The following is a 23,526-nucleotide window of genomic DNA, read 5'->3' on the forward strand; positions in this document are numbered from 1 at the left end:
ACCAGATTGCGGTGTGTGAAGACGAAACGAACCGAAAGTTCGAACTGACTCAGCAGCAACACACAAACTATCGCATACCCATTCGCTGGAACGTTGCCCATGCAACGCGCTGGCTACCGAATTTCTTGACGACCATAGAGCGTTGGAACCACCTGATCCCATCCCGAACTCAGAAGTGAAACGATGCATCGCCGATGGTAGTGTGGGGTTTCCCCATGTGAGAGTAGGTCATCGTCAAGATTAAATTCCGAAACCCCTATCTGCTGACGCAGGTAGGGGTTTTGTTTTAGTAGAAGTTCTCGATTTTCGCCGGCACGTTGCTGTTGAACGGGCTGGCTGCCGAATTTCTTGACGACCATAGAGCGTTGGAACCACCTGATCCCATCCCGAACTCAGAAGTGAAACGATGCATCGCCGATGGTAGTGTGGGGTTTCCCCATGTGAGAGTAGGTCATCGTCAAGATCGAATTCCCAAAACCCCTGTCTGCTGACGCAGACAGGGGTTTTGTCGTTTTGGGCCGGTAATCGGATCGCACCCTGTTTTGCTGTCGTCACCCCAGCAAACCCCGGGGCCGTTGCTATGCTGTGAGTGTCGGGGACTGACGAAAAAACGGAGCCCGCGACGTCAATGCGTCACTGGTCATGGGGATTCCAATAATGAAAAACCCTTATGCTCCCGGTTTCTGGTGTGCCATCGCGGCCTTGGTGCTGCTCTCGGCCACTTATTTCTATGGCGTCATGCTGACTCACCAGATTGAAAAAGCGCTGATATTTCTGGACAGTGCGTCTGCGCTGATCGGCGTGATATCCATCGCCATCGTGGCCTGGGCATCGCTGCAAGGGCAACGCATCAAGAAGAAACATTTAGGGCAAGGTAAAACCCTGGTGCTGATCTGGGATACCAAGGTCGCGTTGAGACGGGTCGAGACGGTGTTTGACCGTTATTTCTGGGGCAGCTACTGGCAACCTGGGCGCACCTTCCAGGAGGTCATGGGCGAACTCACAGGCACTCCGCTGGAAAAAAGCCTCGAGGCCCTGAAGATCCAATGCGCCGCTTTGGACAAACAGGTTGCCCAGGACGGCTGGCATTGGCTCAACAATGCCCGTGAGCTGTGCGATGTTGCCAATGCCATGGCCCGTGAACGTTATCAACTGGACTTCTGCGACCCCCGTGCTGAATCATCGGGCGCAGCGGTCATCAACCGCGATTTCGAGGTGTTGGTATACACCTGGACGGCGCGGCTCAGGACTTTCGACCATCAACTGGACGAAATTGAAGTCCAATATTCGTAGACCGTCTCTCAAGAATTTTCTTTCCCCCCTTTAAACATTGGGCCTCCAAGGGTGCCTGATGGTAATCTCCCCCCACCTTTTTACGGCGTCAAGCCACACCCTTCGCGGTGTCAGGGAAGACGACGGCTTTTTCAACCATGGATATCGATCGGGTCACTCATGAATAAATCAGCAAGCGTACTCTTGGGAATCGTTGTAGCAGTTGGAGCTGTCAGTGCGGGCGGCGCCTGGTACACCGGGACCAAACTCGAGGGCGTGCTGCAAACTGCCATTGCCGAAAGTAACAAGCAGATGGTGACTGCCTTGGCCGGCTCCAACAGCTCGTCCTCTATCGAACTGGTTTCGCTGGATCGTGGGATCTTCAGCAGCACCGCTCATTATCGCCTCAAGGGTGAAGGCGATATGTTCGGTGGCGAAACGGTGGAGCTGCTGGTCGTGGACAATATCGAACACGGTCCGCTGCCTTTTTCGCGTCTGATGACCCTCAAGTGGCTGCCGGTCATGGCCACCAGTCATGCCGAAATCGAACGGACCCCACTGACCGAAAAATGGTTCGCTGCCGCCAAGGACAAATCGCCGGTCAAAGGTGTGTTCAACCTGGGTTACGACCAATCGGTCAACGGCACGCTGGAATTGCTGCCGCTGGACGCCAAGCTGGATGAGCAGTCCCAGGTCGTCTTCTCCGGTCTGAAACTCGACCTGGCCGCCAATGCCCAGGCACAGAAGATCAAGGCGGACGGCTACATGGACAGCCTCAAGCTGACCAGCGTCGCGGAAGATCAGAGCCCGGTGCTGGTTGAGCTGAATGGCCTGACCCTTGCCAGCAACCTCAACAAGAGCACCTACGGCTATTACATGGGCGATAACGCCCTGATTCTGAACAACCTCAAGGCCAGCTTCGGTGAGCAGAAGTCGGTGGTGGGTCTGAAGAATATCGAGATGAAGAACAGCAGCACCGAAAGCGGCACCAGCGCTTCGGGGCGTGCCGATTACAAGATCGGTGAGTTGTCGTTCAACGATAAGACCATTGGCGCCGCGCAGATGGCAATCAGCGCTAAGAACCTCGACATCCCCGCCACCATGTCGCTGATGCAGGTTTATCAGGCCAAGCTGCAGCCCTATGAAAAAGCCGCTGCCGAAGCCGCCGAAGCTGGCGAACCTGCTCCAGAGCTGAACCTGACCGAGGCCGAAGAGGCTCAGGTCAAGGCCGACCTGGAGAAACTCCTGGCTGCTGGCCCGCAGATCGCGTTGGAGAATCTGTCGTTCAGTACCGCCAGCGGTGAAAGCCGTGCGAGCCTGGTCGTCAATCTGGCCAAGCCGCAATCGATGGACCTGCCGCCTGATGAGCTGGGCCGTCAGTTGCTCGCCTTGCTGGACTTCAACGTGAAAGTCTCCAAGCCGATGCTGGTGGACCTGGCGACTGTGCAAGCCCAGATGGAAGGTCAGACTGACGCCAAACTGATCGCGGATCAGGCCCTTGCCACCAGCGACATGTTCAGCGCCATGGCAGTGGGTACGCAGCTGGCGACCCTGGAAGGCAACGATGTAGTCACCAAGCTGCGCTACGCCAACAATCAGGTTGATTTCAACGGTAAGAAAATGACCGTCGAAGAATTCATGACGTTTGTGATGAACAAGGTGGGTGGTGGCGTCGCCGTTCAGTAACCGCTTTGGCAACATCCAGAACCGGTCCGTGCATTACGCACGGGCCGGTTTTTTTTGCCCTTGGAGCAGGGCTGAATCTGTACCGATTCTGAAGAATTGTGGCGTTCTCGAAGATGCCCCGCCGCGCAATGCAAGACTAGGCCCATTAGAGCTTGGCTGGATTCCTTTGATCCGGCTTCCTGTTTGATGGGCAAGGGGGCACTGCGACCCGGCTGGCCATGTAAGGATGCTGACGAATGCCGCGTACTGTGGGTCCTCTTATTCAATGCGGTTTGCGCCCGTTGTTTGGCGTCATGTTGTGCAGCCAGTTGTGCTGGCCGGCCTTCGCATTTGCCGATACCGCCTATGATCAGATGGTGTTCGACGCCCGTGCGGGCCATTACACGCCTGCGTTGACCCTGTTGCGTCAGCTACCGGCTGGACAGGCCAGTGTCACCCAGACCAGTGACTATCTGCAGGTTGCCAGTTGGGCCGGCCTTGATACCGAAGTGGTGAAGGTCTATGAAACCCAGGGTCGCTATCGCGATCTGCCGGTGCAAGCGCTGAGCGCTACGGCTCGCGCCTACCGCAACCTCAAGCGTTGGGATTCTGCTGCCGAGCTGTACCGGCAGGCGCTGCTGATCGATCCCGAGAATCCCGACCTGCAACTCGGCCTGGCCTTGACCCAGGCCGATGCCGGCAAGCCTGATGAAGCCGTCAATCGTGCAAGGGCCATGGTCGCTGCGAAGCCTGAAGACCCGACGCGTCGGATGGCTTTGGGCTATGCCTTGACCCGTGCCGGGAGCCCTCACGAAGCGCTGTTCGAATATGACCAGGCGTTCTCCCGCGCTGGCAGCAGGCCCGAAATCGCCGCGGAATACATCAATGCCCTGCAGCGCGCCCGCCTGCCAGAGCCAGCATTGCGCCTGGCTCGTCTTCAGCCGGGTCTGATTGACCGTGGTGTGCAACGGCGATTGGAGGGCGACGTGGCGGCCGAGCGGGTTCGCCTGGCGGACATGGCCAGTCGCAGCGAAAAGGAACGCTTTGTCATCGCTGATCGTGCCCTGGCCGATTACGATAAATTGCTCGCCACCTGGACCCCAGTAGCCGAGGCTTATGATGACGTACTCCGCTGGCGAATCGACCGCATGGGCGCGCTCAACGCCCGGGCGCGTCGGACGGAAGTGATTGCCGAGTACCAGAAGTTGATCGCCGAAGGCGTGAGTATTCCCACCTATGCCTTGCGTTGGGTGGCGTCCTCCTACCTGGAGCAGCGTGAGCCGGAGATCGCCGTCGACTTGTACCGACGGGTACTGAGCGCACCGGACGCCGATGTCGCGGATCGCTTCGAGGACAGTACCGCGCTCTATTATGCGTTGCTGGAAAGCGAAAGATCCGAAGAGGCCCGTGCCTTGGCCGAGGACCTGGCGAAGTCCCAGCATCCACGGGTCGAGCTCAAGGGCTTGCCAATCGGCAACCCCAACGACGAATGGATGGATGCTCAACTGCTCGCCGCCCAGTCCGGGACCTATGGTGCCGATCTGCCTACCGCGGAGGCGCGCCTGGAAACGCTGGTCAATCAAGGGCCCGGCAATATCGGCCTGCGGCTGGCCCAGGCAGATCTGTATCAGGCCCGGGATTGGCCGCGCCGTTCGGAAAACCTGCTCAAGGAAGTCGAGGCGACCACCCCGCGCAACCGGGACCTGGAAATCGCCCAGGCCCGCGCCGCCCTGGATTTGCAGGAATGGCGGCAGTTGGATGTCCTGACCGACGATGTCGTTGCTCGTTACCCGGAAAACGCCCACGTCAAACGCTTGCAGCGCCTGCGCGATGTGCACGACATGGCTGAACTGCGCATCGAGGCCTATACCGGCAAAAGTTATGGCGGCAGCAACGGCGATGCCGGTGCGGTGACCGGCAGTCGGGACTTCGGTATCGAAACGTTGCTCTATAGCCCACCCGTCGACGAGGACTGGCGGCTGTTCGGCGGCGTCGGTTACGCCACGGGCGACTTCGAGGAAGGCACCGGCCATCATCGCTGGCAGCGCCTGGGTGTGGAGCGTCGCAGCCGTGACATGACCCTGGAAGCGGAAGTCTCCAACCATGCTTACGGTTCCGGTGACAAACAGGGCGCGCGCGTGGCGTTGGCCCTGGATATCGATGATCACTGGCAGTACGGCGGCAGCCTGGATTACCTCTCGGCCAACACGCCGCTGCGTGCCCTCAACAGCGGCATTCGCGCCAATGGCGGCAGCGGTTTCATCCGCTGGCGAGCCCATGAAAGTCGCGAGTGGCGATTGACGGTCAGTCCGTCCCATTTCAGTGATGGCAACAACCGTCTCGAAACCCTGCTGACCGGCCGCGAAGGTCTCTACAGCACCCCGCGCCTGCAGGTGGAAATGGGTCTGGAGGTAGCGGCCAGCCGCAACAGTGGCTCCAACGAAGTGCCCTATTTCAACCCCAAGTCGGACCTCGGCGTCATGCCGACCGTCACGGCCAACCATGTGTTGTATCGCCGGTACGAAACCGCATGGAGCCAGCAATTCCAGGTCGGTGCCGGCAGCTACAGCCAGCGCGACCACGGCACCGGCGCCATGGGGCTGCTCGGTTACGGCCAGCGTTTCCTCTGGAACGACGTGCTCGAGGCCGGCGCCACGCTGAGCTGGCTCAACCGCCCTTACGACGGCGATCGTGAAAGCGATCTGCGCCTGCTTGTCGACCTCACCTACCGCTTCTAGAAGAGTTTGAAGATGCCTGTCATTTCGCGATTCATCCTTCTGCTGGGGGTCTTGCTGATCAGCGCGTGTGCCCAGCAGGCCCCGGCGTTCACGCCGCCCTCGCAACGGCCCCTGGCGGCCAATGACGAGCCGTGGCCGAAGAACCATGTGCTCGGCATCGCCTATCACGACGTCGAGGACCTTGATCCGGACCAGGCACTGGTAGGCGTGCGCACCGAGCGACTGATCGAGCAACTGGCGTGGCTGCGGGAAAACAACTACCAACCGGTCACCGTGGACCAGATCATCAACGCCCGTAATGGCGGCCCCGAGCTGCCGTCGCGTGCGGTGTTGCTGAGCTTCGACGACGGTTATGCGAGTTTCTACACCCGTGTAATGCCGATCCTGCGTGCCTATAACTGGCCGGCGATCCTGGCGCCAGTGGGCAGTTGGATCGATACGCCGCTGAACCAACCGGTGGATTTTGCCGGGGTAGCGCGCAAGCGCTCCGATTTCCTGACCTGGGAGCAGATTCGCGAGGTGTCGAAGTCGGGTCTGGTGGAGATCGCTGCCCACACCGACGCCAATCACAAAGGCATACTCGCCAACCCGCAGGGCAACCAGCAACCCGCGGCCACCACCCGGCGCTACGATCCCGCCACCGGCCGCTATGAAACCGAGGCCGATTTCCAGGCGCGCTTGCGCAAGGACGTGGCGTCGATCTCCGAGAAAATCCGCAAGGTCACCGGCTACCGTCCGCGAATTTGGGTCTGGCCATACGGGGAAGCCGATGGCACCGCGCTGCAGGTGATCGGCAGCGAGGGTTATCAGATGGCCCTGACCCTGGAGGACGGTCTCGACAGCCTCGATAACCTGATGAGCGGGCCGCGGTTTTTGGTTGCCTCCGATCCGGACGGCGCACATTTCGCCGAAAGCATCGTTTCCGTACAGGCGAGCGACCCGATGCGCGTGGTCCATGTCGACCTGGATTATGTCTACGATCCGGACCCTGTGCAGCAGGAAGCCAACGTCGGCAAGTTGATCCAGCGCATCTATGACTTGGGCGCCAACACGGTATTCCTGCAGGCGTTCGCCGATCCAAAAGGCGATGGCTTGGTGCGTTCGCTGTACTTCCCCAACCGTCACCTGCCGGTACGGGCCGACCTGTTCGATCGGGTTGCGTGGCAATTGCGTACGCGGACCAATGCCAAGGTCTATGCCTGGATGCCGGTGCTCAGCTTTGCCCTGGATGCGAAGCTGCCGCGAGTGCAGCGCTGGGATCCGGAAACCGGCAAGACCGGCGTCGCCCCGGACCAGTACGTGCGCTTGTCGCCGTTCGATCCGAACGTGCGCAAAGTCATCGGTGAAATCTACGAAGACCTGGCGCGGATGAGCTCGTTGGACGGGGTTCTGTACCACGACGACGCCGTGTTCTCCGACTTCGAGGATGCCGGCCCCGCCGCCCTGAAAGTCTATGCGGCCAACGGCCTGCCGACGTCCATCGCCGCCTTGCGCGAGGACCCGGCAGCGATGCAACGCTGGACCCGCTTCAAGAGCCGCTACCTGATCGACTTCACCCGTGAGCTCACCGCCAAGGTCCGGGCGATTCGTGGCCCGCAGGTGCTGACGGCGCGCAATATCTTTGCCGAACCGATGCTCAATCCCGAAAGCGAAGCCTGGTTCGCCCAGAACCTCGATGACTTCCTCGGAGCTTATGACTGGACGGCACCGATGGCCATGCCGTTGATGGAGAAACAGACCCCTGCGCAATCCGGCCCGTGGCTGGAGCGCCTGGTCCAGACCGTCAAGGCCCGCCCCGGTGCTCTCAAGCGCACGGTGTTCGAATTGCAGGCCCGTGACTGGGACAGCAAGCCGGCCAGTGATATCGAGGGTGAGCAATTGGCCGACTGGATGGGACGCCTCAAGCGCCAGGGTGTGACCAGTTTCGGCTACTACCCGGACAATTTCATCGAAGACCAGCCGGCGGTGAAAACCGTGCGGCCGGCGCTCTCCAACAAGTGGAATCCTTGACATGCTCGACAGACTGCTCGCCCTGCTGGTGCTGGCGATCGTCCTTGGAGTGCCCCTGGGCCTGATCTTCCTGGTCACCGGGCAATTCCTGATGGACTTCGTGTTCTTCTACCCGCTGTTCATGTCCGGCCTGTGGATTGCCGGTGGCCTGTATTTCTGGCTGCACTGGGAGCGCCACTGGCCGTGGAAGGACGACACGTTGCCGCCGCCCCTGGCCGGCGAGCCGCTGATCAGCATCCTGGTGCCCTGTTTCAACGAAGGCGATAACGTCGCCGATACCATTCACGCGGCGCTGGGACAGCACTACCCCAACATCGAAGTCATCGCCATCAACGATGGCTCCAAGGACAACACCGGGCAGGTCCTCGATCTGTTGGCGCTGGAAGATCCGCGCCTGCGGGTGCTACACCTGGCGGAGAACCAGGGCAAGGCCGTGGCCCTGCGCATGGGCGCCATCGCGGCCCGTAGCGAATATCTGGTGTGCATCGATGGCGATGCACTGCTGGCGCCCAATACCTGTGCCTATCTGGTCGCGCCGATGCTGGAGAATGCCCGTCTTGGTGCGGTGACCGGCAACCCGCGTATCCGCACCCGCTCGACATTGGTGGGTCGGGTCCAGGTCGGCGAGTTCTCTTCCATCATTGGCCTGATCAAGCGCACCCAGCGGGTCTTCGGGCGGATCTTTACCGTCTCCGGGGTGATCGTCGCCTTCCGTCGCACGGCCCTGCACCGGGTCGGCTATTGGAGCCCGGACATGATCACCGAAGACATCGATATCAGCTGGAAGCTGCAACTGGACCACTGGAGCATCTTCTACGAGCCCCGTGCGCTGTGCTGGATCCTCATGCCCGAAACCCTGCGCGGCCTGTGGCGTCAGCGGCTGCGCTGGGCCCAGGGCGGTGCCGAGGTGCTGTTCAAGAATATCCGTGGCATCTGGCAGTACCGCCATCGCTACCTGTGGCCGCTGCTGTTCGAATATTGCCTGTCCACAGGCTGGGCGTTCACGTTCCTGCTGTCGGTGGTGTTCTGGGGCGCGGGGAAATTCGTCGAGATGCCGGCGGCCATTGCGGTCGAGCATCTCATGCCGCCGGCTTTTACCGGACTGTTGCTGGCGGTGGTGTGCCTGTTCCAGTTCGCGGTGAGCATCCTGATTGATCGCCGTTACGAAAAAGGCCTGTGGCACATCATGTTCTGGGTGGTCTGGTACCCGTTGGTGTTCTGGCTGATCAGCCTGTTCACCACCCTGGTGAGTTTTCCGAAGGTCTTGTTCGGGCAGCATCAGCAGCGTGCGCGCTGGGTCAGCCCGGATCGGGGTATCAAACCGTTTGGTGATGAAGAAGAGGAAGTGATCCGATGAAAATTATCAGGACCCGGCAAAGGCCTTTTCTGGTGTTCATCGATGTGTTCTTCACGGTGCTGGCTTGGGTTGGGCTGCTGTACCTGTTGATCAATGGGCTCTGGCCGCTGTTTGGCAGTCACGCCGGGCCGCGCTTCGGCGGCACATGGCTGGATACGCTCGGGACGTTGCAGATCTACGGTTGGGTGGCATTGGTCAACGCGGTCATCCTGATTGCCTGGGCGCGTTATCAGCAGCGCAAGAGTCGAAGCTTCTCCCAGCGTCGATTGCCAGCGCCGGTCGTCGACGATCAGGGTTTGAGCGATAGTTTCAAACTGACTGACGAGCGCCTGGACACCCTGCGCCGGCCGGGCTCAAAGATCATCCACAACAACCAGGAGGGTGACATCAGCCATGTCCAGGAGGGTGACATCAGCCATGTCGTGCCGCACTTTCATGTGCTGAGCAAGGAACTGCAACCGCCGCCCCTGGCGCCGTTGGAGCCGGCGCGGGTTATCCAGCTGCCGGCCGATCATTCGATGTAGAGGCCGCCGACGCCTTCGCGAGCAGGCTCGCTCCCACAGGGATTGGTGTGAGCCCAAGTTTGTAGGCAACGCAGCGTGTGCGAGCCTGCGCGCGAAGGCGATAGGTCAGGCGCTTGAAAAATCCCGGATCAACCGCCACGCCTCATCCACCGGCAGCGGTTGCTTCATGCGTTGGGCCAGCGCCGCCATGGCCCGGCCTTCATCGCAGGCCACAGCCGCGGCAACCAGGCCATCCTTGCCCAACAGGCCAATGAAGGGCGGATGCTCGGGAGTGCCCTTGAATTGCACCTCGTCCCATTGCTCGGCATGGCCGAGGTAGTCGTAGCGTTTGCCGAAGTGATAGGTCCAGAAAAACGGCACATCCAAGTAATGTTCCTCACCGCCGAGCATATTCGCTGCTGCGATTCGGGCCTGTTGTTGGGCCAGGCGCCAGTGTTCGATTCGCCGGGGCTGGCCGCTGAGGGGAAATGTCGCGATATCACCGACGGCCCATACCCCGTCGGCCACGCGCATGCCGGCGTCGACGGTTATTGACTGGTCCTCTTCCCGCGGCAAATCGGCGAATGGTTCGGTGGCTGGACGAACGCCGATCCCGACAATCACAAGGTCCGCCGCAAAGCGCTGGCCATTATCCAGCACCACGGCCTCCACCTTACCGGCACCTTCGATGCGCGCCGCTTCGCCATCGGTGTGATAAACCACGCCGTTGGCTCGATGCCGGGCCAGGATGGCCTGGCCGACACTGTCGCCCAACTGAGCCGCGAACGGCACGGGGTGACGGGCCAGGACAGTGACGCTCAGCTCCCGTTTGCGCAGCGACGAGGCCACTTCCATGGCAATGAAACTGTCACCGATAATCACCGCTCGTTGCCCGGGCCGGGCGCAGTCGAGGATGTGCCTTGTGTGTTCCATCGAGCGCAGCACGAAGACCTGCGGCAGATCGATGCCCGGCAGGTCCGGAGTCCTGGGCGTTGCGCCAGTGGCGATCAGCGCTGCGTCGTAGTCCAGTGTCCGCCCGTCGGCCAGGCGAATCTGCCGCGAGGTGCTATCCAGGCCCACAACTTCGCCGTGAATCCGATCGATACGTTGCTGGGTGAAGTAAGTTTCATCCCGCAACGCGGGTGTCTCATCGACTGTCATGTCGCCGGCCAGGACGTATTTGCTCAGCACCGTGCGGTCATATCCTGCGTCGGTTTCGCGATCGATCAGCTGAATCCGGCCGCCGAAGCCTTTATCGCGCAATGCCGCAGCGCATGCGGTGCCGGCTGCCCCGGCACCGATGATGACAAAGGTGCGTGGGTCGTCGGCCGGCGGGATCTTCTCGGCGGGCAACGGTTGGTCATCGACCCAGATGTCGCCGTCGCGCACCTCGACGTGATAGCGCTCCAGGCTATCGAGGGCCGGAGGTTCGCACAGGGCGCCGTCTTCGGCCCGAAATGCAGCCTTGTGCCAGGGACAGATCAGCCTTCCGTGACACACCGCACCCTTGGCCAACGGCGCGCCGGCGTGCGGGCATTTACCCTGGAAGGCGCGTATCTGGTCGCCCGCGCGAAGCAGCAGGAGGGTCGTTTCGTTGATCTTGACTTCGAGGCCGCGGTCTTCGCGTACATCCGTGAAGCGGGCGACTTTATGCAGGGGCATGGTCAGTCTCCGGCAGGCGTTTCTCCTTAGAGTCGGCTGACTGGAGCGAGGTTCAGCATAATTGTCACTGCAACCCGGGCGGAGCTGGGGCTATAGTGCGCAGGCCGTCCATGGCTTGACCCGCATAAGGTGCCCGGTATGACCCGATTGACCTCCCTCACCCCCTGGCTGGCAGCCTTCACCCTGGTGCTGTGCGCCCAAGGGGCTGTTCAGGCCGAGGAGCGTTTCACCCTCAACATCCCCGGCGTGTCGGATAACCGCCTTTTCACCGCTGCGGCTGCCAGTGATGCCAACAAATGCGGTGGCAAGAACATTTCCCCGGCCTTGAGCTGGAACGCCGGCCCGCCGGGTACCCTCAGCTACGCCATCGTCATGCTGGACCCGGATGGCCAAAGGGGCCAGGGCGTCGACCACTGGGTCCATTACGGTATCAAGGCCACCACGCGGCAGATACCAGTGGGGGCGGGCAGCAAGACCACGCTGGAAGGCGTGAGCGGTATCAACAGCAAGAACACCCACGGTTATATCGGTCCCTGCCCACCCATCGGCGATAGCGCTCATCACTATCTGATCCAGCTCTTCGCCCTGGACCTGCCGCCGAATGCGTTGCCCGCAGGGCTGACCCGTGCCCAACTGATGGAAAAGATCAACGGCCACGTGTTGCGCAACAGCAGCGTCGTGCGGCGTTACCATCGCTGACTCAGCATATGAACCCTGCTGGACTTTGTAGGAGCTGGCGAAGCCTGCGATCTTTCGATTTCGACCTTTCGCTCTCGACTCAGTCGGTAGTGGAAAGATCGCAGCCTCGTTGCACTCGGCAGCTCCTGCAAGGTGCGGCCCCCGCCACTCAATAACCTGATATTCAAATTTGCCCATGACAGCCATCACCCATCCGCCAGGCGACCGGTTCAGCCGGTCCGACTACAAGACCCTGGGGCTTGCCGCCTTGGGCGGGGCGCTGGAGATCTACGATTTCATCATCTTCGTCTTCTTCGCCCTGACCCTCAGCCAGTTGTTCTTCCCACCGGAAATGCCCGACTGGCTGCGCTTGCTGCAAAGCTTCGGGATTTTCGCCACTGGTTACCTGGCACGGCCGCTGGGCGGCATCCTCATGGCGCACTTCGCTGATCGGCTGGGGCGCAAACGGGTATTCAGCCTGAGCATCCTGATGATGGCCTTGCCCTGCCTGCTCATCGGCGTGATGCCGACCTATGCGCAAATCGGCTATTTCGCACCGTTGTTGCTGTTGGCGCTGCGTATCCTGCAGGGCGCGGCGGTGGGTGGTGAGGTGCCGAGTGCCTGGGTATTCGTGGCCGAGCATGCCCCGCTCCACCATCGCGGCTATGCCCTGGGCTTCCTTCAGGCCGGCCTGACCTTCGGCTACTTGCTCGGCGCGCTGACCGCCACGGCGCTGGCCCGTATCTACACCCCAACGGAAATTCTCGATTACGCCTGGCGCATGCCCTTCCTGCTGGGTGGCGTCTTCGGTGTCATCGGCGTCTGGCTGCGTCGCTGGCTGAGCGAAACACCGATCTTCATGGCCTTGCAAGCCAACCGCGAAGACGCTGCGGAACTGCCGCTGCGCACGGTGCTGCGGGACCATCGCCATGCCTTGCTGCCCGCCGCCATTCTGACCTGCGTGCTGACCTCCGCCGTGGTGGTGTTCGTGGTCATTACCCCGACCGTGATGCAGAAAAGCTTCGGCATGACGCCCGGCCAGACCTTCGCCTTGAGCAGCCTGGGCATCGTCTTCCTGAACATCGGCTGTGTCCTGGCCGGCCTCATCGTCGACCGCATCGGTGCCTGGCGTACCGTGATGCTCTACAGCGTGTTGCTGCCCCTGGGCATCTCCGTGCTCTACGCCAGCCTGATCAATGGCGGTGCCTGGCTGGGCCTGGCCTACGCCGTGGCCGGGCTGGGTTGCGGGGTGGTCGGCGCGGTGCCTTCGGTGATGGTCAACCTGTTCCCGCCAAAGATTCGCGTCTCCGGCATCTCGTTCACCTACAACATTGCCTACGCGTTGTGGGCCAGTGTCACGCCGCTGGTGCTGATCGCGCTGGTGCCGTGGAGTCCTTGGGTGTGCGTGGGGTATAGCGTGGTGATGGGGGCGGTGGGGGTCGCGGCGGCGATGTTTTTTTCGCGACGCCCCGTGAAGTCGGCGCAGCCTTCGTTGGCGTGTGACGCCTAGTTCCGCTCAGGCGCCTCTGCGGGGCCGGTGGCCGGTCTTCAAAGGCGTTCGCGCAAGAAGTCCACAAAAGCCCGGGTGCGTGCCGAGCGGCGTCGGTCCTGGCTGAATACCGCGTGAAGGGGTAATGCTGTCGGCTGGTATGGAGCGAGCACGCTGGTCACGGTTCCCTGGCGAACATCGGCGGCGAACAGCCACTGTGGCGAAAGCGAAATACCTAACCCGCAAAGCACCATTTCCCGGATCGCTTCGCTGCTGTTGCTGGTGACGTTGCCCTTGATCGTCACGTGATGTTTGTCGCCATGGCAGTCGAACTGCCAAACGTCATAGTGCTCCAGCAGGGTAAACCCCAGGCAGTTGTGACGGGACAGGTCAGACGGTTCGAGTGGTGTGCCGTGTCGTTGCAAGTACGTGGGGGAGGCATATACCTGGCGCGTGCTCTCGCCGAGCTTCAAAGCTACCAGTCCTTCGTTCTGGACCCCGCCGATACGAATGGCCACGTCGATATTTTCCTTCAGCACATCCTCATGTTGATCGCTTAGTCTCAGGTCTATCCGAACCTGTGGATGACGTGCCAGGAAGTCACCTACCAGAGGCGCAATACACAACCGCCCGAAACTTACCGGAGCCGCTACGCGCAGAGGACCGGCGACCTGTTCCTGGCCGCTGGCGAAACTGAGTCGGGCAGTGTCCAGGCTGGCGAGAATTTCCTTGCTCTGGGCATAGAAGCGCTGGCCTTGGTCGGTCAACGCCAGATGGCGGGTGCTGCGGGCAAACAGCGCTCCGCCCAGATGTTTCTCCAACCCGCGGATCTGCTTGCTCACCGCCGGTTGGCCCAGGTTCAGTTCCCTGGCGACGGCCGAGAACGAACCGCGTTCCACCACCCGTACGAACACCTGCATTGCATCGAACAGATCCATAGGGATTTGGCCTGTGTGGGGAATAAATCCTATCCATTGTTGCTTACTTATCGGAATACGTCGTTGCTCGCAATATGAACCTGCCCACTCATTGGAGGTTTACTGTCATGACCATCACCATGTCCGCTGCTATCGCTGAAGCTGCTCAGGCTCCACTGGTTGTCCGCCCCATTCCCCGGCCGGTTCCCGGTGAGGGACAAGTTTTGATCAAGGTCCACGCTGTAGGAGTCAACCCGCTGGATACCAAGATTGCGGCAGGTGGCGGTGCCCATGCTCGTCAGCCCCTGCCCGCCGTACTGGGGATTGACCTGGCGGGGACCGTCGTTGCGTTGGGTGAGGGTGTGAATGATTTTGCCCCCGGCGAGGAGGTATTCGGCATGGCGGGCGGTATCGGCGGCGCCCAGGGTGCACTTGCCGAGTACATTGCCGTCGATGCTCGTCTGATCGCCCCCAAGCCCGCTTCACTGAGCATGCGGGAAGCGGCGGCGTTGCCGCTGGTCTTCATCACGGCCTGGGAAGGGCTGGTGGATCGTGCCAATGTCCGGGCCGGCCAGCAAGTGCTGATCCATGGTGGTGCGGGCGGTGTCGGTCAAATGGCCGTGCAGATCGCCAGGGCTCGAGGCGCCGAGGTCTATGCCACCGGCTCGATCGGCAGCTTGGATTTCATTCGCGAACTGGGCGCGACGGCCATTGACTACCGATCCGAAGACACCGACAGCTACGTACGCCTGCACACCGATGGCGAGGGCTTCGACATCGTTTATGACACGGTCGGCGGCCCGACCCTGGACGCGTCGTTCAACGCCGTGAAGACCTACACCGGACATGTCCTCAGTTGCTTGGGCTGGGGACAGCACAGTCTGGCGCCATTGTCGTTTCGTGGCGCGAGTTATTCCGGCGTATTTACCTTGATGCCCTTGCTGACCGGCAAGGGGCGAGAGCGCCATGGCCAGATCCTGCGGGAGGCGGCAGGGCTGGTTGAGGCCGGGAAACTGCGGATCAAGGTCGATCCACGGCGGTTTGGCCTGGGCGAGGTCAATGACGCGTTTGGCCAAGTGGCAGATGGGCGCGGGCAAGGGAAAACGGTGGTGGAAATCGGGATCGAATGATTGGATTTCCCCGTTGCGAGTCATGTGTCGTCTCGCTGGCCGCCTTTTGCGCCTGGACATCCACGGTGACCAGGCGCTGCTGTTTCAGCGCCTCCAAAAAATTTTTGCTGTCGTTAACCCGAACCGCAGATCCTCCTCGTCTGAGCTTGTGAACGGATCATCCACTCACGAGGTCAGCCCATGTCCCGCCCGCTCCCATTCCTACGCCCTGCTGCCCAGGGCTTCGCCGTGACCCTACTGGTGGCGCTGGCCGGTTGTAGCCAGCCATACGGGGAAACCGCCAAGCCGGGCGAGCCGGTAGCTGCGGCGCCCAGCTCCGAACTCAAGGGCGAAGTGGCCTATGTGGCCCAGCCTGCGGTACAGCCCATGAGTGCGCCGGCACCGATGGCCTCGTCGAAGGTGATGAACGACTCGATCGTTGGGGACTACCGCTCCGAGCCGCGGGAACAATATGAAAAACTGCCGGACAATCCCATCCACAGCGTTGCCGAAACACCGGTGTCGACTTTCAGCGTGGATGTCGACACCGGCAGCTACGCCAATGTGCGACGTTTCCTCAACCAGGGTAGCCTGCCGCCCGAAGGGGCTGTGCGGCTGGAGGAAATGGTCAACTACTTTCCCTACACCTACGCACTGCCCACCGATGGTTCGCCTTTTGGCGTGACCACCGAGGTGGCGCCGTCACCGTGGAACCCTCACACCCGGTTGCTGCGTATCGGCATCAAGGCTTCCGACCGCGCCGTGGCGGACCTGGCGCCGGCCAACCTGGTGTTCCTGGTGGACGTTTCCGGTTCGATGGACCGTCGCGAAGGCCTGCCGCTGGTCAAGGGCACGTTGAAATTGCTGGTTGACCAATTGCGCGATCAGGACCGGGTGTCCCTGGTGGCCTACGCCGGTGAGTCGCGGGTGGTGCTCAAGCCGACCTCGGGTCGCGACAAGGTGAAAATCCGCAATGCCATCGATCAGCTCGATGCCGGAGGTTCCACCGCAGGTGCCTCGGGTATCGAACTGGCCTACCAGATGGCCCGGGAAAGCTTCATCGACAAAGGCATCAACCGCATCCTGCTGGCCACCGACGGCGACTTCAACGTCGGCGTCAGTGATTTCGACAGCCTCAAGCAGATGGCGGTGGACCAGCGTAAAAGTGGCGTCTCCCTGACGACCCTGGGTTTCGGTGTGGATAACTACAACGAACACCTGATGGAACAACTGGCCGATGCCGGCGACGGCAACTACGCCTATATCGACAACCTGCTCGAAGCACGCAAGGTGTTGGTGGACCAGCTCAGCTCGACCCTGGCGGTGGTGGCGCGGGATGTGAAGTTGCAAGTGGAGTTCAACCCCGCCCAGGTCAGCGAGTATCGCCTGTTGGGTTATGAGAACCGCGGGCTGAAACGTGAGGATTTCAGCAACGACAAGATCGACGCCGGCGAAATCGGTGCCGGGCACACGGTGACGGCGTTGTATGAAATCGTGCCGAAAGGGGAGCAGGGTTGGCTGGAGCCGCTGCGCTATGCCAGCCCGCAGCCCAAGCAAGAGGGCAAGGCCGGTGAGCTGGCAATGGTGCGGGTACGCTACAAACCCGCTGAAGGTGGCAGCAGCCGACTGATCGAACATCCGATAGCCAGTGCGCAGGGCGAAGGCAAGGCCAGCGATGACCTGCGTTTCTCGGCGGCGGTGGCGGCCTTTGCGCAGCAGCTCAAGGGCGAGGGGCGCTACACTGGGTCGATGAGTTTGAAGGACACCGCTCAGTTGGCCCGTTCTGCGCGGGGCGATGACCCGTTCGGGCTGCGTGCCGAGTTCGTGCAGATGGTCGAGCTGGCACAGAGCCTCAAGCCCGAGGCCAAACACGGTTCCTGAAGATTAATGGGATCAAAATGTGGGAGCCGGGCTTGTGGGAGCAAGGCTTGCCCGCGATGGCGGTAAGTCCGTCAGCAACAATGTTGACCGGTCCATCGCTATCGCGAGCAAGCTTTGCTCCCACAGGTGTTGCGCCGTTTGATCCTTAACTGACCGGCATCAGAACAAGCCCGGCTCCCACAGTGGATCGATGTTGTTTGCAGAATCGCATTTCTCTTGGAAGGAGTCCGCCGCCCAAATGCCCACCCCGATTGACTCCGTCAGCGACGAAACGCTGCTGGCCCGCTACCGCGACGGTGATGGCGCCAGTTTTGAAATCCTCTATGCGCGGCATCGGCAGGGGCTTTATCGTTTCCTCGTGTCTTTGAGCAACAAGGCTGAGCTGGCCGAGGAAATCTTCCAGGACACTTGGCTCAGCCTGATCCGCAGCAGCACCCAGCCACAAGGACGGGCGAGTTTTCGCACCTGGCTGTTCCAGATTGCCCGCAACCGTTTGATTGATCACTGGCGCCGGCACGGTGTTCACAATCCATTGCATGACAGCTACGACGAACAACTTCATGTCCAGTCCGACGATTCCAGTAGCCCGGAGCAACAGTTGAGCCTGAGCCGCGATCAGGGCCGGCTGGACGTCGCCTTGCAAGCCTTGCCCGAAGACCAGCGCGAAGTCTTCCTGCTGCGCCTGCACGGCGACCTGGAGCTGCCACAGATCGCCGCCCTGACCGGCGTCCCGCTGGAAACAGTAAAGAGCCGTTTGCGTTACGCCCAGCAGAAGTTGCACCGGCTGCTGGCCGAGGAGGTACCCGCATGATTGACTCCCGACAGACCCCGGATCCCGCTGACGAAGCGCTGATCGAGCATTTCCGCCAACACGCCAGCGGCGAGCCACCTGCCTCCCTGGACGCCTTCATCCTGGCCACCGCCCGCCGCGAAGCGCCGGCGCCCAAGCCAAGCCTGTGGAGCCGCTGGTTGCAGGCCTGCCAACGGCCGCGCTGGCAAATGGCGTTCGCCACGGTGGCGGGCGTGGCGCTGATGATCGGCCTGGTGCTGCGTTCGCCAGTCCCAAAGGACGAACTGGCTGCACCGGCAGCGCTGGATTATTCCGCGGCCCGGCAGGAGCTTGCCGTTGCCCCCGCGCCGGCAGCCCCTGCTGCCCCGGCGCCGATGGCGCGCATGGCGCCCCTGGGCGAACTGAGCCGGGAACCGGAGCAGCCTGTGCAAGTCCAGGCGGATGAGCCCATGGCGAAAAAGAGCAAGGCCGTGTCCGCCGCCCCCTCTTCGCTGGAGCAGGGGTTGCTGGAAATCCTGCGGTTGCGCCAGGCGGGGGAGACCAAGGCGGCGGATGAGAAGTTGCTTGGTCTGCACAAGCGGTTTCCCAAGGAAGACTTGCCGGCGCGGCTGGAGGCGTTGCGCAAGCGTTGAGTGAATCAATGGCCCACAAAAAAGCCCCAAGTCTCGCGACTTGGGGCTTTTGATCATCTGTATGGCGCACCAGGCGGGATTCGAACCCACGACCCCTGCCTTCGGAGGGCAGTACTCTATCCAGCTGAGCTACTGGTGCAACGCGGCGCCATGATACTCATATGCATCGCGGGCGTCCATGCTGCTGATTTGCCGTTGTTTTCCGGCCTTGGGGCAGGTGCTGGCTACGCTGATCAGAAAAAACGGTCAATTTCGTCTTTTTCGTTCTTTTTTTCGAACAGCCTATTGTCCTTCACCCCCATCGGCCCTAGGATTCGTTTGAGATTTCAAACGCTCTTGTCTGGGTGCTGAACCGCACGTCTATGCTTGTTGTGCGTTATTTCTGTGCTTCAGCCCAGTGAATGATTTCCCTGACGGCAGCCCATAAGGCGCCTTTCTACAACTCTAATTCGCTCCGCGTGCGCGCGGTGCTGTTAAGGAAAGCCGACATGCAGCTTAAAGACACCCAGTTGTTCCGCCAGCAAGCCTTCATCGATGGCGCTTGGGTCGATGCGGACAATGGTCAGACGATCAAGGTCACCAACCCGGCCACGGGCGAAGTGTTGGGTACCGTGCCGAAAATGGGCGCTGCCGAAACCCGCCGTGCGATCGAAGCCGCCGACAAGGCGCTGCCGGCCTGGCGTGCGTTGACCGCCAAGGAGCGCGCCAACAAGCTGCGCCGCTGGTATGAATTGCTGATCGAAAACCAGGACGACCTCGGTCGCCTGATGACCCTGGAGCAGGGCAAGCCACTGGCCGAAGCCAAGGGCGAGATCGTCTATGCTGCGTCGTTCATTGAGTGGTTCGCCGAAGAAGCCAAGCGCATCTACGGTGACGTGATTCCCGGCCACCAGCCCGACAAGCGCCTGATCGTGATCAAACAGCCGATCGGCGTGACCGCCGCCATTACCCCGTGGAACTTCCCGGCCGCGATGATCACCCGCAAGGCCGGTCCGGCCCTGGCCGCCGGTTGCACCATGGTCATCAAGCCGGCCTCGCAAACCCCGTTCTCGGCCCTGGCCCTGGTGGAACTGGCGCACCGTGCCGGCATCCCGCAAGGCGTGCTGAGCGTGGTCACCGGCAGCGCCGGCGACATCGGCGGCGAGCTGACCAGCAACCCGATCGTGCGCAAGCTGTCCTTCACCGGTTCGACCGAGATCGGTCGCCAACTGATGGCCGAATGCGCCAAGGACATCAAGAAAGTCTCCCTGGAACTGGGCGGCAACGCGCCGTTCATCGTGTTCGACGACGCGGACCTGGATAAGGCCGTCGAAGGCGCGATCATTTCCAAGTACCGCAACAACGGCCAGACCTGCGTCTGTGCCAATCGTCTGTACATCCAGGATTCGGTGTACGACGCGTTCGCGGAAAAACTCAAGGCCGCGGTGGCCAAGCTCAAGATCGGCAACGGTCTGGAGGACGGCACCACCACCGGTCCGCTGATCGACGAGAAAGCCGTCGCCAAGGTCCAGGAACACATCGCCGATGCCGTTGGCAAAGGCGCGACCGTGCTGGCCGGTGGCAAACCGATGCAAGGCAACTTCTTCGAGCCGACCATCCTGACCAACGTCCCGAAAACCGCTGCTGTAGCCAAGGAAGAAACCTTCGGCCCGCTGGCGCCGCTGTTCCGCTTCAAAGACGAAGCCGAAGTGATCGCGATGTCCAACGACACCGAGTTCGGCCTGGCCTCGTACTTCTATGCCCGTGACCTGGGCCGTGTGTTCCGCGTGGCTGAAGCCCTGGAATACGGCATGGTCGGCGTCAACACCGGTTTGATTTCCAACGAAGTCGCGCCGTTCGGCGGCATCAAGGCCTCGGGCCTGGGCCGTGAAGGCTCCAAGTACGGCATCGAGGACTACCTGGAAATCAAATACCTCTGCCTGGGTATCTGATCCTGTTGCAAGCGCAAAGGGCACGAGAGCGCTGTCCCTTTGCGCCGTTTCAAAACTGCACTTTTTTCCTGCGGCCGGGAACGCCGTGGCAGTCGATCATCGCATGCTGCCGCCGTTGAATGCCCGCCGTGCAAATCCTTGAGCCACGCCGACCGATGAGCGGCGAATGAGGACTGTAATGAGCAAGACTAACGCTGATCTGATGGCCCGCCGTACCGCTGCCGTTCCACGTGGCGTCGGACAAATCCACCCGATCTTCGCTGAATCGGCGAAGAACGCCACGGTAACCGACGTTGAAGGCCGTGAATTCATCGACTTCGCCGGCGGCATCGCCGTACTGAACACCGGCCACGTGCACCCGAAAATCATCGCCGCCGTGACCGAGCAACTGAACAAGCTGACCCACACCTGCTTCCAGGTCCTGGCCTACGAGCCGTACGTGGAACTGTGCGAAAAAATCAACGCCAAGGTCCCTGGCGATTTCGCCAAGAAAACCCTGCTGGTCACCACCGGCTCCGAAGCGGTGGAAAACGCCGTGAAGATCGCCCGTGCCGCCACTGGTCGTGCGGGAGTGATTGCTTTCACCGGCGCTTACCACGGTCGCACCATGATGACCCTGGGCCTGACTGGCAAGGTCGTGCCGTACTCGGCCGGCATGGGCCTGATGCCGGGTGGTATCTTCCGCGCGCTGTACCCGAACGAACTGCACGGCGTGAGCATCGACGATTCCATCGCCAGCATCGAGCGCATCTTCAAGAACGACGCCGAGCCGCGTGACATCGCTGCAATCATCATCGAGCCGGTGCAGGGCGAGGGTGGTTTCTATGTGGCGCCGAAGGAGTTCATGAAGCGCTTGCGTGCTCTGTGCGACCAGCACGGTATTTTGCTGATCGCCGACGAAGTGCAGACCGGCGCAGGCCGTACCGGTACCTTCTTTGCCATGGAGCAGATGGGCGTTGCCGCCGACCTGACTACCTTCGCCAAATCCATCGCTGGCGGCTTCCCGCTGGCCGGTGTCTGCGGCAAGGCCGAGTACATGGACGCCATCGCCCCGGGTGGCCTGGGTGGCACCTATGCGGGTAGCCCGATCGCTTGCGCGGCGGCGCTGGCAGTGATGGAAGTGTTCGAAGAAGAGCACCTGCTGGATCGCTGTAAGGCCGTGGGCGAGCGCCTGGTCAACGGCCTCAAGGCCATCCAGAAGAAATACCCGGTAATCGGTGAAGTCCGCGGCCTGGGCGCGATGATTGCCGTGGAGCTGTTCGAAAACGGTGATTCCCATAAGCCGAACGCCGCTGCCGTGGCCCAGATCGTGGCCAAGGCACGCGACAAGGGTTTGATCCTGTTGTCCTGCGGCACTTATGGCAACGTCCTGCGTGTGCTGGTGCCGTTGACCTCGCCAGACGAACAGTTGGACAAGGGCCTGGCAATCATCGAAGAATGCTTCTCCGAGCTCTGACGTTGCGAGCTGTGTGTTGATCCATGAAAAACCCGCTTTTTAGCGGGTTTTTTCATGTTCGGGCACCTATTCTGAGAGTTTGAGCTGTTTGCAACGGCGGCCATTGTCTAAGGTGCAGCTATTGCAAGGGAGCGATGCCGCATGACTGCTGTGGATTTGCCCGCTGTACCCCGTGTGTTGATCGCCGAGGCCGACCCGGCGTCCCGTGAGTTGCTGGAACAGGTGTTATCGGGCTTGCGCTGCGATGCGCGGGTGGACACGTGCAGTGAAGGCAAACAGGCGCTGGAGTTGCTGGCGCATCATCCTTACGACCTGGTGATCGCCGATTGGGAGCTGCCGGGTGTCGATGGCTTGAGTATCCTGCGGGGCCTTCGCCATCAACAGCGCACCCCGCCATTGCCATTCATCCTGATGAGCCGGCGCAATGACAGCGCCAGTGTACGAGAGGTATTGCCACTGGCGCCGGCCGCTTATCTGACCAAACCCTTGAACCGGGAAAGCCTGACCCAGCGTCTGCAAGGCTTGCTGTTGAGTGGCTCTGAGGACGTCGCCAGCGATGCGCCGACGCCTGGCCCCGCCCAGACCCTGGCGACGTATCTTGAGCGTCGGCGCGAACTGTCCGAAGGCGCGCCGCTGATGACCGATGTGCAACTGGCCGTCAAGCGCAGCCTCAACCCCGGCGGCCTGGACCTGAAGTTACTGGAAGAGGACATCCGCACCGACCCGCAGATCACCGCCGTGCTGATCGCCGCGGCCAACAGTGCAGCCCAGCATCAGGGCGGCGGTTCGGTGCAGACCGTGGCCCAGGCGCTGCACCAGCTCGGTACCGGGCAGAGCATGAACCTGATCCTCGGGTTGACCCTCAAGCGCTGTGCCCGGCTCAGCAATCCCTGCCTGGCAGACTATGCCGAGCGTTATTGGCTGTTGTCGCTGCATACCGCCGAATACGCCCGGACGATAGCTCGTTTGCTGGATCTGGAACCGGAGCGCTGTTATTGCGCCGGGCTGCTGCATCGCTTGGGTGAACTGGCGGTGTTGCGCTGTCTGGAAGAATGGAAGCAGGCCGGTGGCGAACTGGATGAGCTTGAGGAAGTGGGAAACTTCCTGGAGCAGCAGGGCGCCGGTTTTGGTTCGGCGTTGCGTACGCGCTGGCGCTTGCCGCTGGAACTACGGGAGTTGATTGCGGCGGTCTACGGCCTTGGCGGCGGGGTTTACTCCCGCGAGGCCCTGGTGATGAACATGGCAGGGCAAATGGCCCACCTGACCGAGCGTGAGGGCCTTGAGGAGCTGGCCCGGGGGCGCACGGCGCGGTTGCTGAAGATTGGCTTGCCGGAGTTGATGCGTTTGCGCAGGAAGTAAGAACGTCGATTCAACCCTGTGGGAGCGAGCCTGCTCGCGAAAGCGGTCTTGCATTCAACGATGCAGTGACTGTCAGA

General features: G+C 61.4%; 17 protein-coding genes, 1 tRNA gene and 2 rRNA genes. 17 read left to right on the forward strand and 3 right to left on the reverse strand.

The features are described 5' to 3' along the window. Positions 1–124: 124 nt before the first annotated feature. From rrf (AD665_RS00035) to pgaD, 8 genes are all read left to right on the forward strand, one after another. Positions 125–240, forward strand: a 5S ribosomal RNA gene (rrf, locus tag AD665_RS00035). A gap of 107 nt (positions 241–347) precedes the next feature. Next, a 5S ribosomal RNA gene (rrf, locus tag AD665_RS00040) occupies positions 348–463 on the forward strand. A gap of 194 nt (positions 464–657) precedes the next feature. Beyond that, a complete protein-coding gene (locus tag AD665_RS00045) occupies positions 658–1,293 on the forward strand; it encodes a hypothetical protein (protein ID WP_024780378.1) in 636 nt (211 codons plus the stop codon). Between the two features lie 159 nt (positions 1,294–1,452). Beyond that, positions 1,453–2,958 (forward strand): YdgA family protein, encoded by a 1,506-nt coding sequence (locus AD665_RS00050; RefSeq protein ID WP_053190467.1) that lies wholly within the window; start codon positions 1,453–1,455, stop codon positions 2,956–2,958. 236 nt (positions 2,959–3,194) lie between these two features. After that, a complete protein-coding gene (pgaA, locus tag AD665_RS00055) occupies positions 3,195–5,675 on the forward strand; it encodes a poly-beta-1,6 N-acetyl-D-glucosamine export porin PgaA (protein ID WP_053190469.1) in 2,481 nt (826 codons plus the stop codon). Between the two features lie 12 nt (positions 5,676–5,687). Then, positions 5,688–7,685 carry a poly-beta-1,6-N-acetyl-D-glucosamine N-deacetylase PgaB gene (gene pgaB / locus AD665_RS00060; protein ID WP_024780375.1) on the forward strand — a complete coding sequence of 666 codons (1,998 nt, stop codon included), beginning with the start codon at positions 5,688–5,690 and terminating at the stop codon, positions 7,683–7,685. Between the two features lies 1 nt (position 7,686). Further along, positions 7,687–9,042: a poly-beta-1,6-N-acetyl-D-glucosamine synthase gene (gene pgaC / locus AD665_RS00065; RefSeq protein ID WP_024780374.1), complete on the forward strand. Its 1,356-nt coding sequence runs from the start codon at positions 7,687–7,689 to the stop codon at positions 9,040–9,042. Next, positions 9,039–9,566: a poly-beta-1,6-N-acetyl-D-glucosamine biosynthesis protein PgaD gene (gene pgaD / locus AD665_RS00070; RefSeq protein WP_053190471.1), complete on the forward strand. Its 528-nt coding sequence runs from the start codon at positions 9,039–9,041 to the stop codon at positions 9,564–9,566. The genes pgaC and pgaD overlap by 4 nt, the downstream gene beginning before the upstream one ends. A gap of 105 nt (positions 9,567–9,671) precedes the next feature. Here the strand turns inward: pgaD and AD665_RS00075 are convergent, their stop codons facing one another. Then, entirely contained in the window at positions 9,672–11,207 is a 1,536-nt protein-coding gene (locus tag AD665_RS00075; protein ID WP_024780372.1) for an FAD-dependent oxidoreductase, read from the reverse strand. Positions 11,208–11,345: 138 nt separating this feature from the next. Between AD665_RS00075 and AD665_RS00080 the strand changes: the two genes are divergently transcribed. Next, complete coding sequence (locus AD665_RS00080; RefSeq protein WP_053190472.1) at positions 11,346–11,906, forward strand: YbhB/YbcL family Raf kinase inhibitor-like protein; 561 nt, start codon at positions 11,346–11,348, stop codon at positions 11,904–11,906. A 175-nt stretch (positions 11,907–12,081) separates the two neighbouring features. Further along, a complete protein-coding gene (locus AD665_RS00085; RefSeq protein WP_024780370.1) occupies positions 12,082–13,395 on the forward strand; it encodes an MFS transporter in 1,314 nt (437 codons plus the stop codon). Positions 13,396–13,433: 38 nt separating this feature from the next. Here the strand turns inward: AD665_RS00085 and AD665_RS00090 are convergent, their stop codons facing one another. Next, complete coding sequence (locus AD665_RS00090) at positions 13,434–14,312, reverse strand: LysR family transcriptional regulator (protein WP_024780369.1); 879 nt, start codon at positions 14,310–14,312, stop codon at positions 13,434–13,436. A gap of 107 nt (positions 14,313–14,419) precedes the next feature. On the opposite strand from AD665_RS00090, the gene AD665_RS00095 reads away from it, so the two are divergent. The 4 genes from AD665_RS00095 (at position 14,420) to AD665_RS00110 (ending at position 18,703) form a co-directional block, all read left to right on the forward strand. Then, the gene (locus tag AD665_RS00095) at positions 14,420–15,421 is read left to right on the forward strand and encodes a zinc-dependent alcohol dehydrogenase family protein (RefSeq protein WP_053190474.1); all 1,002 of its coding nucleotides are present in this window, start codon (positions 14,420–14,422) and stop codon (positions 15,419–15,421) included. A gap of 180 nt (positions 15,422–15,601) precedes the next feature. Next, a complete protein-coding gene (locus AD665_RS00100; protein WP_024780367.1) occupies positions 15,602–17,281 on the forward strand; it encodes a vWA domain-containing protein in 1,680 nt (559 codons plus the stop codon). 238 nt (positions 17,282–17,519) lie between these two features. Further along, on the forward strand, positions 17,520–18,092 hold the full coding sequence (locus tag AD665_RS00105; protein WP_053190476.1) for an RNA polymerase sigma factor: 573 nt from the start codon (positions 17,520–17,522) through the stop codon (positions 18,090–18,092). Beyond that, positions 18,089–18,703: a hypothetical protein gene (locus AD665_RS00110; protein WP_053190477.1), complete on the forward strand. Its 615-nt coding sequence runs from the start codon at positions 18,089–18,091 to the stop codon at positions 18,701–18,703. Before AD665_RS00105 ends, AD665_RS00110 begins: the two co-directional genes overlap by 4 nt. A 62-nt stretch (positions 18,704–18,765) precedes the next feature. Here AD665_RS00110 and AD665_RS00115 read toward each other — a convergent pair. Continuing rightward, a tRNA-Arg gene (locus AD665_RS00115) sits at positions 18,766–18,842 on the reverse strand. 349 nt (positions 18,843–19,191) lie between these two features. On the opposite strand from AD665_RS00115, the gene gabD reads away from it, so the two are divergent. From gabD to AD665_RS00130, 3 genes are all read left to right on the forward strand, one after another. Further along, the gene (gene gabD, locus AD665_RS00120) at positions 19,192–20,634 is read left to right on the forward strand and encodes an NADP-dependent succinate-semialdehyde dehydrogenase (RefSeq protein ID WP_053190479.1); all 1,443 of its coding nucleotides are present in this window, start codon (positions 19,192–19,194) and stop codon (positions 20,632–20,634) included. 178 nt (positions 20,635–20,812) lie between these two features. Next, positions 20,813–22,090, forward strand: coding sequence for a 4-aminobutyrate--2-oxoglutarate transaminase (gene gabT, locus AD665_RS00125; protein ID WP_024780857.1), 1,278 nt, complete (start codon positions 20,813–20,815; stop codon positions 22,088–22,090). A 141-nt stretch (positions 22,091–22,231) separates the two neighbouring features. Further along, positions 22,232–23,449 (forward strand): HDOD domain-containing protein, encoded by a 1,218-nt coding sequence (locus tag AD665_RS00130; RefSeq protein ID WP_024780858.1) that lies wholly within the window; start codon positions 22,232–22,234, stop codon positions 23,447–23,449. Positions 23,450–23,526: the final 77 nt, after the last annotated feature.

This window comes from Pseudomonas corrugata, from assembly GCF_001269905.1.
Classification (GTDB): domain Bacteria; phylum Pseudomonadota; class Gammaproteobacteria; order Pseudomonadales; family Pseudomonadaceae; genus Aquipseudomonas; species Aquipseudomonas corrugata.